This is a genomic window from Alteripontixanthobacter muriae, assembly GCF_013336795.1.
Lineage (GTDB): Bacteria > Pseudomonadota > Alphaproteobacteria > Sphingomonadales > Sphingomonadaceae > Pseudopontixanthobacter > Pseudopontixanthobacter muriae.
The window spans coordinates 38,622-51,365 of sequence record NZ_JAAFZT010000022.1 but is presented as its reverse complement, the minus strand read 5'-3'; the positions used below and the strand labels follow the sequence as shown (position 1 = coordinate 51,365).

14 protein-coding genes are annotated in these 12,744 nt (G+C 59.9%); 9 read left to right on the top strand and 5 right to left on the bottom strand.

All coding sequences use genetic code 11. From position 1 onward, the window contains the following. Window positions 1-8: 8 nt before the first annotated feature. The 3 genes from G7A66_RS07655 to dapA form a co-directional block, all read right to left on the bottom strand. On the bottom strand, window positions 9-596 hold the full coding sequence (locus G7A66_RS07655; RefSeq protein ID WP_232366735.1) for a DUF2062 domain-containing protein: 588 nt from the start codon (window positions 594-596) through the stop codon (window positions 9-11). A 140-nt stretch (window positions 597-736) separates the two neighbouring features. After that, the gene (gene smpB, locus G7A66_RS07650) at window positions 737-1,219 is read right to left on the bottom strand and encodes an SsrA-binding protein SmpB (protein ID WP_170004579.1); all 483 of its coding nucleotides are present in this window, start codon (window positions 1,217-1,219) and stop codon (window positions 737-739) included. Window positions 1,220-1,316: 97 nt separating this feature from the next. Continuing rightward, on the bottom strand, window positions 1,317-2,198 hold the full coding sequence (gene dapA, locus G7A66_RS07645; protein ID WP_174295099.1) for a 4-hydroxy-tetrahydrodipicolinate synthase: 882 nt from the start codon (window positions 2,196-2,198) through the stop codon (window positions 1,317-1,319). Window positions 2,199-2,306: 108 nt separating this feature from the next. Between dapA and G7A66_RS07640 the strand changes: the two genes are divergently transcribed. Both G7A66_RS07640 and G7A66_RS07635 read left to right on the top strand, forming a co-directional pair. Further along, the gene (locus G7A66_RS07640; protein WP_232366734.1) at window positions 2,307-4,286 is read left to right on the top strand and encodes a lytic transglycosylase domain-containing protein; all 1,980 of its coding nucleotides are present in this window, start codon (window positions 2,307-2,309) and stop codon (window positions 4,284-4,286) included. A gap of 94 nt (window positions 4,287-4,380) precedes the next feature. Beyond that, a complete protein-coding gene (locus G7A66_RS07635) occupies window positions 4,381-4,926 on the top strand; it encodes a hypothetical protein (protein ID WP_232366733.1) in 546 nt (181 codons plus the stop codon). Between the two features lie 70 nt (window positions 4,927-4,996). On the opposite strand, the gene G7A66_RS07630 is transcribed toward G7A66_RS07635, so the two are convergent. Beyond that, window positions 4,997-5,662 carry an outer membrane protein gene (locus G7A66_RS07630; RefSeq protein WP_174295098.1) on the bottom strand — a complete coding sequence of 222 codons (666 nt, stop codon included), beginning with the start codon at window positions 5,660-5,662 and terminating at the stop codon, window positions 4,997-4,999. A gap of 241 nt (window positions 5,663-5,903) precedes the next feature. Here G7A66_RS07630 and rlmN point away from each other — a divergent pair, with 241 nt between their 5' ends. From rlmN to G7A66_RS07600, 6 genes are all read left to right on the top strand, one after another. Then, a complete protein-coding gene (rlmN, locus tag G7A66_RS07625) occupies window positions 5,904-7,145 on the top strand; it encodes a 23S rRNA (adenine(2503)-C(2))-methyltransferase RlmN (protein ID WP_174295097.1) in 1,242 nt (413 codons plus the stop codon). Between the two features lie 29 nt (window positions 7,146-7,174). Then, a complete protein-coding gene (locus G7A66_RS07620) occupies window positions 7,175-7,942 on the top strand; it encodes an SDR family oxidoreductase (RefSeq protein WP_332310516.1) in 768 nt (255 codons plus the stop codon). 101 nt (window positions 7,943-8,043) lie between these two features. Further along, window positions 8,044-8,691, top strand: coding sequence for a cytochrome b/b6 domain-containing protein (locus G7A66_RS07615; RefSeq protein ID WP_269748178.1), 648 nt, complete (start codon window positions 8,044-8,046; stop codon window positions 8,689-8,691). Beyond that, complete coding sequence (locus tag G7A66_RS07610; RefSeq protein WP_174295096.1) at window positions 8,688-9,428, top strand: molybdopterin-dependent oxidoreductase; 741 nt, start codon at window positions 8,688-8,690, stop codon at window positions 9,426-9,428. Before G7A66_RS07615 ends, G7A66_RS07610 begins: the two co-directional genes overlap by 4 nt. A 92-nt stretch (window positions 9,429-9,520) precedes the next feature. Beyond that, the gene (locus G7A66_RS07605; protein ID WP_174295095.1) at window positions 9,521-10,738 is read left to right on the top strand and encodes an argininosuccinate synthase; all 1,218 of its coding nucleotides are present in this window, start codon (window positions 9,521-9,523) and stop codon (window positions 10,736-10,738) included. A gap of 143 nt (window positions 10,739-10,881) precedes the next feature. Continuing rightward, window positions 10,882-11,424 carry a septal ring lytic transglycosylase RlpA family protein gene (locus G7A66_RS07600; protein ID WP_174295094.1) on the top strand — a complete coding sequence of 181 codons (543 nt, stop codon included), beginning with the start codon at window positions 10,882-10,884 and terminating at the stop codon, window positions 11,422-11,424. 9 nt (window positions 11,425-11,433) lie between these two features. Here G7A66_RS07600 and G7A66_RS07595 read toward each other — a convergent pair whose 3' ends face one another. After that, window positions 11,434-12,234: a hypothetical protein gene (locus G7A66_RS07595; RefSeq protein WP_174295093.1), complete on the bottom strand. Its 801-nt coding sequence runs from the start codon at window positions 12,232-12,234 to the stop codon at window positions 11,434-11,436. 75 nt (window positions 12,235-12,309) lie between these two features. On the opposite strand from G7A66_RS07595, the gene G7A66_RS07590 reads away from it, so the two are divergent. Further along, a complete protein-coding gene (locus G7A66_RS07590; RefSeq protein WP_174295092.1) occupies window positions 12,310-12,732 on the top strand; it encodes a GIY-YIG nuclease family protein in 423 nt (140 codons plus the stop codon). The last annotated feature ends 12 nt before the right edge of the window (window positions 12,733-12,744 follow it).

The window sequence follows — 12,744 nt, the reverse complement described above, 5'->3', positions numbered from 1 at the left end:
TTGATATTTCACTCGTCAACCCGCGCTGAAGCAGAAGCTGTTTTCTCATGGAGGCGAACGCGCTTGTTCCGTCTGCGAACGACGATAATCCGCCAAACCATGCTCGCGATCAGGTAACCGATGGCGGCCGACACGATCGACATGACAACGAAGCCAAAGGCTGTGACACCGGCAGTTTCCAGAAACCATCCGAATTTCTGCCAACGCCCGCTAGCGAACTGGTCCTGCGCAACAAGCACCGTTTCCGGATCGACCTTCAACATGAATTCGCCGAGCCGGTTTGCGACAACAAGCCAGAATGCAAGGGTAAAGGGATTAGTGATGAAGGTTACCAGGGCCGACAGGGGAACGTTGGCCCTCGCAGGCAAGGCGAGAAAAGCGGCAAGAAATATCTGCCCAACCGGTACGATGAAGGCCGCAAACAGGCCCAGTGCTACTCCGCGGGGGACGCTGCGCCGGGTGAAACGCCACAGTTCCGGGCTGAGGAAGCGATGGGCGATCGGTGCGAGATAACGATTGTCGGCCATCTGCTCGCGCGTCGGCATGTGCCGCACGATCCAGTCTGCCAGAAAGGTTTTCGAAGGCTTGCGGTTCATTGTTTCGCGCTTCCCTTGCGCGCCCGTTTGCAAGAGCGCAACCCTGCGATGCAGTGCATCCCAGTCGCGAGCGCCAAGGCGTTGTTTACGAGCGCCCGCCCTAGCTGAAACGGCATGGCCGGCTACTGAACGGCGCTTCCCTAATTATGCTCGCGCATGACCCGCGCCTTGTCGCGCTGCCAGTCCCGGTCCTTGATGTAAGCGCGCTTGTCCTGAGCTTGCCGACCCTTTGCCAGAGCCAGTTCAACCTTGGCGCGGCCGCTCTTGTTGAAATAGATGCTCATGGGCACCAGCGTCATGCCCTTCCGCTCGACCGCGCCCGTGAGGCGAGCAATCTCGCGCTCGTGCAACAACAGCTTCCGCGGTCGCTTCGGTTCATGGTTTAGGCGGTTGCCGTGGCTGTACTCAGGTATGTTGGCGTTGATCAGCCAGACCTGACCGTCGCGAACTTCGGCATAGCTTTCCGCAATGGTGGCCTGTCCTGCACGCAAGGCTTTTACCTCGGTCCCTTGCAGCGCCAGCCCTGCTTCGACCTTGTCGTCGATCGCGTAATCGAAACGCGCGCGGCGGTTCTCCGCAACGGTTTTCTGCTTGTCGAAAGTCTCGGGTTTGGGGCGTGCCATATGTGCGATGTAGGACCGGTTGGCGGAAAGGGAAAGGTAACTGGCAGGTGATTGCGCGGGCCAATTTGCTGCAGCCATGGTAGCATGACACCCGAACTTACCTGATGCCGGCATGTTCCAGCGCCGCATCCACCGCCGCACGAGCCTCGGCGCTGGCGGAGCAAAGAGGCAGGCGCACCTCGTCAGTCAGCCAGTCGTGAACGCGGGAAAGCGCGTATTTGACCGGCGCGGGACTGGCATCTTCAAACATGGCGTAGTGCAGGGGATACAGCCTGTCGTTCAATTCACGCGCGCGCACCAGATCATTGCCGGCGCAGGCCTTCTGGAATTCTGCACACAGCTTCGGCGCGACGTTGGCGGTGACAGAGATGCACCCCGCCCCTCCCGCGGCATTGAACGGCAGGGCCAGTTCGTCGTTGCCGGACAATTGGCAGAAGGAATGCCCGATGCCCATGCGGTGGTCGGCAACCCTGGAAAGATCCTCGCTCGCGTCCTTGATGGCCACGATGCGATCGGGGAATTTCTGCGCGAGTTCGCACACCGTTTCCGGCGCGATATCCGTTACCGTTCGCGCGGGCACATTGTAGAGAACGATGGGCAGGTCGCAATTGCTGGCCAGATGGCTGAAATGGGCGATCAGGCCCCGTTGACTTGGCCGATTGTAGTAAGGTGCGACGCATAGCGCCGCCGCAGCGCCGGCTTTCTTCGAGAACTGCATGTGGAGCAAGGCATTCTGCGTGTCGTTGCTGCCGCATCCCGCAATGACAGGCACACGCCCGGCTGCCTGTTCCACGCAGATTTCGACGACCCTGTGATGCTCTGCATTCGAAATGGTCGACGCCTCACCGGTCGTTCCGCAAGGCACGAGAGCAGACGATCCGCTTTCGATCTGCCAGTCGATCAGCCGCCGAAAGGCGCTTTCATCCACCTTCCCTCCGCGGAAAGGCGTAATCAGGGCGGGGATCGATCCGGAAAACATCTAGGCCTCATGCATTTGATCCGATACAGAAAACGTGCGGCCTCAGGCCATACGCGTAACGGGTTCTATTCATTGCCTGATAATGAGCGATACGGCATTATGTCCAGCATGGACCGTATCTCACTCACATTCGCAAGCATTCTGGCCAGTACTGCTCTGGCCTCCACCGCAACTTCCGCCATGGCACAGCAGGTTAGCTTGCCGAGCTCCGCAGGTGACCAGATCCGCGCCCAGATGGTCGCGCAAGCTCCCACGCGTGCGGATGCCGCTGTCGACCGCTGGCGCTATCTTTCGAAAAATGACGGCCTCAGCTTCGAGGATTACGCTGGCTTCGTTCTGGCAAATCCGGATTTTCCAATGGAGGCCCGTCTTCGCACTTATGCCGAAGACGCTCTCGATCGTGATCCGGTTAGCCCGGAGAAACTGGTCGCCTATTTCGACGCCAAGCCGCCGCTGACCAACAGCGGGCTTGCTCGTTACGCCCTCGCCCTCGCCACACTGAACCGGCCCGAAGCGCCAGATTACGCCCGGAAGGCGTGGCGCGGGGGCGAGATGAGCGGACCTGCGGAAGCCTATATCACCGGCCTGTTCGGGTCGCGTTTTTCGGCAGAAGACCACGATGCGCGCATGGACGCGCTGCTGTGGCAGGGCAAATCCGAAGCGGCCGCTCGCCAGATCGTCAATGTTTCCCCCGCCTATCGCGACATAGCGATGGCGCGCCTGGCTCTTCTGCAAGGGCAGGATCCCGCGCAGGCCGGTCTGACCATCCCCGCAAGCGCATCCAGCGATCCTGGCTATGTCTACAATGTGGCCCGGCAGTATCGGAACGGCGGACAGAGCAGTGCCGCAGTGTCGCTCCTCGCCAACCGCCCGGCCTTTTCGCGTCCGGCGGTCAATCCAGAGGCCTTCGTTACCGAAATGCTGGCGAATGCCCGCAATGCGTCGGCGCGTGACGCCGTCAGGATCGCAGCTTCCGCTGACGACCTCTTCGCTCCCGGAGCCGACGTTTCGACCATGAGCTATCGTCTTCGCGACGATTACACTTCGCTGATGTGGCTCGGCGGAACAAATGCGCTGTATCAGCTCGGCGACGGAAATGCAGCGGCACCCCTGTTCTATCGCTACGGGGCGGCTGCACAGACTCCGCAGACGCGCTCGAAGGGTTTCTACTGGGCCGGGAACGCGTCGGCACGGGCCGGTAACGCAGCCGAAGCAAACCGCTATTTCGAGATGGCTGCCGAATACCCCGAATATTACTACGGGCTGCTGGCCCTCGAAAGACTTGGCCGCTCTGTTCCATCCTATGCCGGACAGACACTGGCTGTCCCGACACAGGAAGAGCGCGCAGCTTTCATTAGCAGTCCGCTGGTGCAGGCGATCCGCTCCCTTTCGCGGGGCGGTTCGGACTGGCAGACAGCGCGGTACTTCTACACGGCGCTTGCCGATTCCGCCGATACGCCGGGTGAACTTGCCCTTGCCGGTGAACTCGCCAGCGGGCTGAACCTTCCCGAACTTGGTGTCGTGGTCGGCCGCGTCGCTCCGGAAAAGAATTTCTCCGGTTTCACTGAAATTGGTTTTCCGACCCTCTCCACGCCGCAGGGCGCGAACTGGACTTTCGTACATGCCATCGCGCGTCAGGAAAGCGAGTTTGACGAAACGCGGGTCAGCCATGCTGGCGCGCGGGGGCTGATGCAGCTGATGCCCGGCACTGCGCGGGAACAGGCAGGCAAGCTCGGTATGAACTACATGTCCAGCGATCTCATTGGCAATCCGACCTACAATCTGCAGCTAGGCACAGCCTATTTCGACAGGATGCTGAACTATTACGGCGGCAGCTATCCGCTCGCAGTTGCAGCATATAATGCCGGGCCTGGCAACGTTAACAAATGGTTGCGTCAGAACGGCGACCCGCGTGAAGGCAACATCGATTGGTTGCGCTGGATCGAGGAAATCCCGTTTTTCGAAACGAAGAACTATGTGCAGCGCGTACTGGAAAACGCGGTGGTTTATGAAGCGATGAACCCCGGACGGGCGGAATACGGCCGACCCCGGACCGTCAGCCAGTTCCTCGGCAAAGCTCCTGGCTGAGCTCAACACTCTGAACATTATAAGGCCGCGCCGATTGAAAGATCGCGCGGCCTTTTTCTTGGCGTGAGAGAGTCACTCTGGTAGCTCTCCGCTCATGACACCAGCCGCAGATGGCAGCAGGGCTATCCTGCCGGTAAGGCGCGTTTGCGCTACCCTGACAATTTCGCTGGCGATGATCGTCGCTACCGTCCCATTTGCGGCTAGCGCACGAGATAGCCTCGGCATATTTCAGAATTGGGGGGCTTTTCGCGACGGGACAGTCCCGCGCTGCTACGCCATTGCCAAGGCGGAACCCAGTACTCTGTCTCGGCAATACCGCCCGTTTGCGTCCGTCGGTACCTGGCCTAAACGGAACATCCGCGGACAATTGCACATCAGGCTATCCCGGGAGTTGGCGCCGCAAGCGACTGTTACCCTTTACATCGGCGGAGAGCGTTATCGGCTCGCCAGCGGCGGCGGAGATGCCTGGGCAAAGGATCGCGCCATGGATGCAGCGATTGTTGCTGCCATGCGGGTTGCAGGCCAGATGATCGTTGGCGGCCGTGACAGCAGCGGACGAAGGTTCTCGAATACTTACGACTTGTCTGGTGCAGCAACCGCGATGGATGCGGCGACGGTGGCTTGTGCGCGTTACCGATAGCCAGAACGGAAAAGGGCCGGAAGCTTGCGCTTCCGACCCGTTCCCCTCGGTGGTGGTGAATTAGATTAAATCAGAACCGGTAGCCGAAACCTACCATGACCTGATGACGATCGGTATCGAGATCGAATCGATCAGTGTCGGGCACATCGGCGTCAAAGTCGATTTCGCCTTCGCCATAGTTCGAATAGCGATATTCGATCTTGGTGTAGCTGTTTCCGCTGAGGGCATATTCAAGGCCCGCACCGATACGATAGCCGTCGGCATCGATGTCCTGATCGAATTGGCGGGTGCCATCGGTGCTGCGTAGATTGTACTTGGCGTTGGTATATCCGCCCTTCGCATAGACCAGCAGGTCGGGCTGCGCCAGCACACCGACGCGGGCGCCGACGTAAAGGTCACGGCCGGTCTCGACATTGCCGAAGCCGAAACCTTCGAAATCGCCGTCGACGAATTCAGTGTCTGCGGTCGATCCGGTATATTCGGCTTCAGCACCGACGAGCACGCCGCCGAAGGCAACGTCGTAACCGATTGCCGCGCCGTAGGTGATGCCGTCGATCGACTGATCGTTATCGACGTTGATGTCGTCATCGATCGTGGAGCCTGCTGTGGAGCTGTCATAGCCCGCCAGAACTTCGGCGCGGGGTCCGGTGAATGCAGCATTCGTATCCTGCGCCAGCGCCGGGGAGGCGAGCGCGGCAACCGAGCTGGCAGCGAGAATTGCAACTGTATACTTCATTGGGTAGTTTCTCCGTTCATGCCGACCCGGCGTGCATGTAAGTTCGCCGCGTCGTGGATCAGTGAAACGGTATCGTCGGGTGCTTTGTTTCATTAACATAGCACAACGATATATATGGTGCATAACCGCAACACATTCTTGCGCAGACATTAACGACTGGCAGCGATCATGTCTGCCGCGTGGCACGCAACTTTTCCTCTCCTGCTTTGCGCTTTCTCGCTTCACACTCTATATCAGGGCCATGTCGCACACTGCTTTGATGCCGATACCCGGCCAGATAGATCCCGTCCCGGTTGCCCGGGACGTCACACCGCGGCCCGATGGCCGGATAGACCTGACGGGACTTGCGCGCACTCGCATCCGGGATCTTTTCGAAGAAGCAGGAATGGAACCGAAGCAGGCGCGCCTTCGCTCTAAGCAGATCTACCACTGGATGTATCATCGCGGCGCACGCGAGTTCGACCAGATGACGGATATGGCGAAAACGTTGCGGCCCTGGCTAGAGGAACGTTTCGTGGTGGGCCGCCCTGATGTGGTCGAAGCGCAATTGTCCGAAGACGGCACCCGCAAATGGCTGTTGTCGACCCCTGATGGCCATGAGTTCGAGATGGTCTTCATCCCCGACGACGATCGCGGCACTCTGTGCGTGTCCAGCCAGGTCGGCTGCACTTTGAACTGCACCTTCTGCCACACGGGAACCATGCGCTTGGTCCGAAACCTGACGCCCGGTGAGATTGTGGGACAGGTGATGCTGGCTCGCGATGCCCTCAGCGAGTGGCCGGAAGGCACAGCGAAGCTGGCGCAAGAGCCTGAAGGGAGTGATGACGGATCCTATAATCCTGCTGGCAGACGCCTGACAAATATCGTCATGATGGGGATGGGAGAACCGCTCTACAATTTCGACAATGTTCGTGACGCCCTGCAGTTGGTCATGGATGGTGACGGCTTGGCATTGTCCAAACGCCGCATCACACTATCGACCAGCGGCGTCGTACCCATGATGGCGCGGTGCGGCGATGAAATTGGCGTCAATCTCGCCGTGTCCCTACACGCCGTGACCAAGGATGTGCGGGACGAGATCGTTCCGATCAATCGCAAATATGGCATCGAGGAACTGCTCGCGGCCTGTGCAGCCTATCCCAGCGCTTCCAACGCGCGCCGCATCACTTTCGAATATGTCATGCTGAAGGACAAGAACGACAGCGATGACGATGCTCGGGAACTGATAAGGCTGATCCGCGAATATGATCTGCCTGCCAAGGTGAACCTGATCCCATTCAACCCATGGCCGGGCGCTCCGTATGAATGCTCCACGCCGGAAAGGATCAAGCGCTTCTCTGCCATCGTGTTCGATGCTGGGATCAGCGCTCCGATCCGCACACCGCGCGGCAGGGATATCGATGCAGCCTGCGGACAGTTGAAGACCGCCGCCGAAAAGAAAAGCCGTGCTCAACGCGACCGGGAGGCGGCAGAGGTTGGGTGAATGTTCGTGCCATTAGCAGGACCCCACGCGTGACCCGGAGATCCGTTCTCGTGACCGGCGGAGCACGCCGAATAGGCGCCGCAATCGCGCAAGAATTCGCTGATGCAGGTTGGCACGTCATCATCCACTATGGCACCTCGCACAAGGAAGCACAGGAATTACGCGCAAGCTTACCATCGGCAGAAACAGTTCGCTGCGACCTAGCAGACACTTCGGCCGCGCGAGCGATGGTTGCCGAATTGCTGGAGCGGGCGCCCGACTGGCGAGTACTGGTCAATTGCGCTTCGATCTTTCGGCGGGACGGTGCCGATTGCCTCGACGAGGACGTATTCGACCGCTCCATGGCCGTCAACGCGCGTTCGCCTGCTGCGATGGCGCAGGTTTTCCTTTCAGATCGACGGACAAGAGCCGGACGCGTGGTGATCAACGTCACTGACCAGAAACTGGAAAACACGAACCCCGATTTTTTCTCCTACACGGCCAGCAAGCATGCTCTGGCTGCTGCGACGGGCATGCAGGCGCTGGACGAAAACGCGCATGCTGATGATCGCGTCTATGGACTAGCGCCTGGCGCAATTCTGCCCAGTCACGACCAAGCTCCCCGGGAAACGGAGGTATCGCACCGCCTGAACCTCTTGAGGCGGAAGACGGAAGCAGCAGAAATTGCGCAGGCGGCATTGTGGTTGTCAGAAGGCTGCATGCAGAGCGGCGAAACTCTCTTCGTCGACAGCGGACAGCATCTGCTGTCACAGCCGCGCGACGTTATCTATCTGGCACGAGAGGGGCTGCGGCAGTGACACCGGGCACGAACACAGCGTCTGCGGAAGCGCCGCTCGAAACTCATCGTAAAGACACCCCGCCCCGCGCTTCTGCTGAAGACGCACGCCCACGGCACCGCCTGTCGACGCGGCTGTGGCACTGGATGAATTTTGGCTGCCTCGTCATCTTGTTCATGTCGGGGCTGAACATCTCCAACGCTCATCCATGGCTTTACTGGGGTGATGCCGGCTTCTTGCCTGAAGAAGCATGGATTTCCGTCATGCGGTTTCCCGGTTGGGCAACGATCCCGGACTACTACAGTCTCGCTCCTGCAAGAGATTGGCATCTGAGCACAGCCTGGCTGTATGCAATCGGGCTGCTGTTCATCTGGATCAGCATGCTGATCAATCGACACTTCCGCCGCGACATCGCGATCCGCCGCAGGGAGTGGAACTGGACAGCCATCAAAGAGGATGTACGAAATCATCTGCGCTTCAAATTCGATCCCGAGGAAGGCAAATACAATTTCTTCCAGAAGCTTTCATACGGTCTGGTCTACGTCATCCTGCTCCCGCTGATGATCTTTACGGGAATGGCAATCAGCCCCGGTTGGGAACCTACGCTGGGCTGGATGATCGAACTGATGGGTGGACGACAATCTGCAAGATCGCTCCATTTCTTGGCAGCCTGGGCGCTCTTCGCATTCTTCGTCCTCCATGTTGCGCTGGTCTTCGTGTCCGGCCCACTCGGGCAACTAAGATCCATGATCCTCGGAGATCGGAAATGAGTCTTCACCGCAGAAACATGCTGCTTGCAATGGGAGCGGCTATGGTCGGGGCTTGCTCGAAAGTGGCTGACAGCGGCGGATCGAGTGTGTTCGATGCAGCCGAAGATCTTCACCGCAAGGCGCAACAGCTTTTCCGCAGCCGGACAGCACTGGTGAAAGAATATTCTCCCGCAGACATTTCTCCCTTCTTTCGGGGAAATGGCACAACCCAGCCCGATCAGGCTTCCTATGCGCTATCTGCCGCAAACGGTTTCGCTGATTGGCGTCTGACCGTCGGTGGGCTTGTTGATAATCCCCTCAGCTTCAGTGTCGATAACATACGCCGACTGCCTCAGCGGACACAAATTACGAGGCACGACTGCGTTGAAGGGTGGAGCGCCATAGGGCAATGGACTGGCCCTCGTTTGTCTCTCATCCTCGACGCAGCGGGATTGCAGAATAGCGCCCGTTTCATCGTGTTCCGCTGCGCTGACGAACTGAACGGCAGCGCCTACTACGAAAGCATCGACCTACTTGATGCCTACCATCCGCAAACCATCATCGCGCATCAGTTGAACGGCGAGCCCTTGCCTGTCAGAAATGGCGCGCCCCTAAGGATGCGTATCGAACGGCAACTCGGTTACAAACATGCCAAATATCTGACCGGCATCGAAGCAGTCGCCAGCCTCGACGGCATAGGCGGAGGCGAAGGCGGCTATTGGGAGGATCGCGGCTATCAATGGTACGCTGGCATCTGACATTCCACACGGGCAAGCCCTTCTTGTTTGCGATGCCCCTGCGCGGCTGATAGGCGCGCCCGGACACCATTAACTTACAACCGGGATCGCGCATGTCGGATATCAGGAAAGTCGTCCTTGCCTACTCCGGAGGCCTGGACACGAGCGTCATTCTAAAGTGGCTTCAGGTTACTTACGGTTGTGAAGTAGTTACCTTTACTGCCGATCTCGGGCAGGGTGAAGAACTCGAGCCTGCCCGGCGCAAGGCGAGCGCCATGGGTGTGCCGGACGATCACATCTACATCGACGATCTGCGGGAGGAGTTCGTCAGCGACTTCGTCTTTCCGATGATGCGGGCCAATGCGCGATACGAAGGTGACTACCTTCTGGGCACATCCATTGCGCGTCCGCTTATCTCCAAGCGGCTTATCGAGATCGCTCGCGAAACCGGTGCCGATGCCATCGCACATGGTGCGACCGGCAAAGGCAACGATCAGGTCCGTTTCGAACTCAGCGCATACGCCCTGAACCCAGACATCCGTATCATTGCCCCATGGCGGGAATGGGACCTGACATCGCGCACCGCGCTGATCGAATGGGCGGAACGCCACCAGATCGAAGTTCCCAAGGACAAGCGCGGCGAAAGCCCATTTTCCACCGATGCTAACCTGCTGCACACATCTTCCGAAGGGAAGGTGCTGGAAGATCCGTGGGAAGAGACCCCGGATTATGTCTATTCCCGCACCGTCGATCCCGAAGATGCGCCGGAGGAAGCGGAGTACATCACCATCGACTTCGAACGAGGCGACGGCGTCGGCCTGAACGGCGAGAGCATGAGTCCGGCCACCTTGCTTGCCACTCTCAATGATCTTGGCCGCAGGCACGGTATCGGGCGGCTGGATCTGGTCGAGGGCCGCTTTGTCGGCATGAAGAGCCGCGGGATGTACGAAACGCCCGGCGGGGAGATCTATGCCCGGGCGCATCGCGGGATCGAGCAGATCACCCTCGACCGCGGGGCGACGCATCTGAAGGACGAATTGATGCCCCGCTATGCCGAGATGATCTACAACGGCTTCTGGTTTTCGCCCGAGCGCGAGATGTTGCAGGCGGCCATCGATCACAGCCAGGCGAAGGTCAGCGGCACGGTCCGGCTCAAGCTGTACAAGGGCAGCGTCAGCGTCGTCGGGCGCAAGTCGCCCAACAGCCTTTATTCGGAGCGGCATGTCACTTTCGAGGACGATCAGGGTGCCTATGACCAGCGCGATGCGGAAGGGTTCATCAAGCTGAACGCCCTGCGCCTCAGGCTGCTGGCCCAGCGGGACCGTCGCTAGGCGATTCTCTCCTTCGGTTTCGCGCTATAACTTAGGTTGTGCACAAAGGTTCCCGCATTTTCGGGACGGGTTGAGTGATTCCAGGGGCGGAGCGGTTTGGCTGGACTGCCGCTGTTTAGGTTCGCCCTGTAAAAGCACCCTTCATGAACAGCCCCAAGCTTTTCGCCCGTCCCCGGCTCAGCCGGACAGCCAGCCGCCGCATCGCCACCGTTGCCGCCGTGCTGCTCCTCCCCAATCTCTCCGGCGCGCCGGTTGCGGCGCAGCAGGCCGTTTCCGCCGAGTTCACGGCGGAGTTCGTCCGTTTCCGCGCCCTGCCCCCCGCGCCGCAGCCTGCAGGCAACGTGGTGGACATCACCCAGATCGACCCGCCGGTCGAGGAAGAGCCCGCCGCACGCATCATCGGATCGGGTAACGCCAGCTATTACGGGGCGCGTTTCGCCGGGCGGCGTACGGCCAGCGGCGAGCGGTTCGACCCCGGCCAGTTGACCGCCGCGCATCGCACCCTGCCCTTCGGATCGATGGTGCAGGTGACCAACCCCGCCAATGGCCGCAGCGTCACGGTGCGGATCAACGATCGCGGGCCGTTCCATGGCAATCGCATCATCGACCTGTCCCGCTCCGCCGCCGAGAACATCGGCATCGTCCAGCGCGGCCACGGCCATGTGGAACTGGCGCTGCTGGACTGAACCGCCCCCTCAGGCCGCTTCTTCCGGCGGGTTGAAATCCTCTTCTCCGGTGACCAGCCACCAGCCTTCCTGACCGGCCTCGAAGGCCTCCAGCTGCCAATATTCGACCTCGTCCGCATCGCCCATCTGGTGCGGCAGCAGAGCGCCGGACGGGCGCGCGAATTCCATTGCGTTCAGGCGACGGCTTAACGGGGTGGAATTCTCGAACTCGCCGTCCCCGTATTTCGGCCAATCTTCTGGCCAGTCTTCCGGCCAATCTTCCGGCCAGCCCTCCCCTTCATCGTCCATGTCCGCATCTTCGCAGGAGCGGGATGGAACGGGTGGAACACGGTCCTGAACCTCTTTTTCCGGAGCCGCCTGCGGCAGATCCTCCCCGCGCCGCAGCGCGTCGATCTGATCGTCGAGCAGCGGGAGAGTGGCGGCCACATCGTCCCGCGCTTCCAGCCGATCGAGCCGCGCCAGATGGGCGAGCAGCAGGCGGGAGTCGAACCGCCGCCGCCGCGCGACCTCCTCCCCGTGATAGAACACCGCCTCCTCCACCCCGTTGATCGCGCGGTCCGCCAGCACCTCCTCGGCATGAGCGCGCACGCTGAGCAAAGCCGCATCCCAGCCCCTCGCAAACCCGGCAAGCCGCCGCCGCGCCCGATAGGCCGTCTGCGGCGAAACCGAAGCCGCGCGGCAGGCGAGCCGCACATTGCCGTAGAGTTGCAGACTCGTGAGGAAGTCAGCCTGCCGCTCGGGAGTGAGGATTGTGTGGTTTGCTGGCGTGGTGGTGGCGGTGAAGGTGTCGTGGGCGACAAGAGCGGTCATGGTTCACCTGCTAGGTATGTTCAGGGGAACCGAACCAGTTATACAAGTCGCAGCAAGTAGGACAGGAGGAATGCTATGGCCACTCTGGCAGAGCTGAAGAACGCAGTACGCGAATATTGCGCGCGGTATCACATCCAAGAATTCGAAATCAGCGAGCCGTATGATCTACATGCAAGTTGGCAGAGCACATCTTTTCCATTTGCGGAAAAGGCTGGTTGCTATGCGTTCTTCGATGAGGGAGGCACACTGCTTTACGTTGGTAAGGCATCTTGCGGCAGCACGATTGGCCGGCGAGCAGACACGTATTTTCAATGGGATGGAAAAATAAACAAGCTCGCGCGAACCGGCTCAGAGTCTTGGACTAAGGTACCGGCTATCCTGCACACCGTTCCTGTCCACGAAGCGCATCAAGCGCCGTCGCTAGAAGAGTACATAATCGAACAACTTGATCCACCTGCAAACCGGAATGGTCGTCGTTCTATCCAACCAGCCGTTTAGTCAACTTAACTC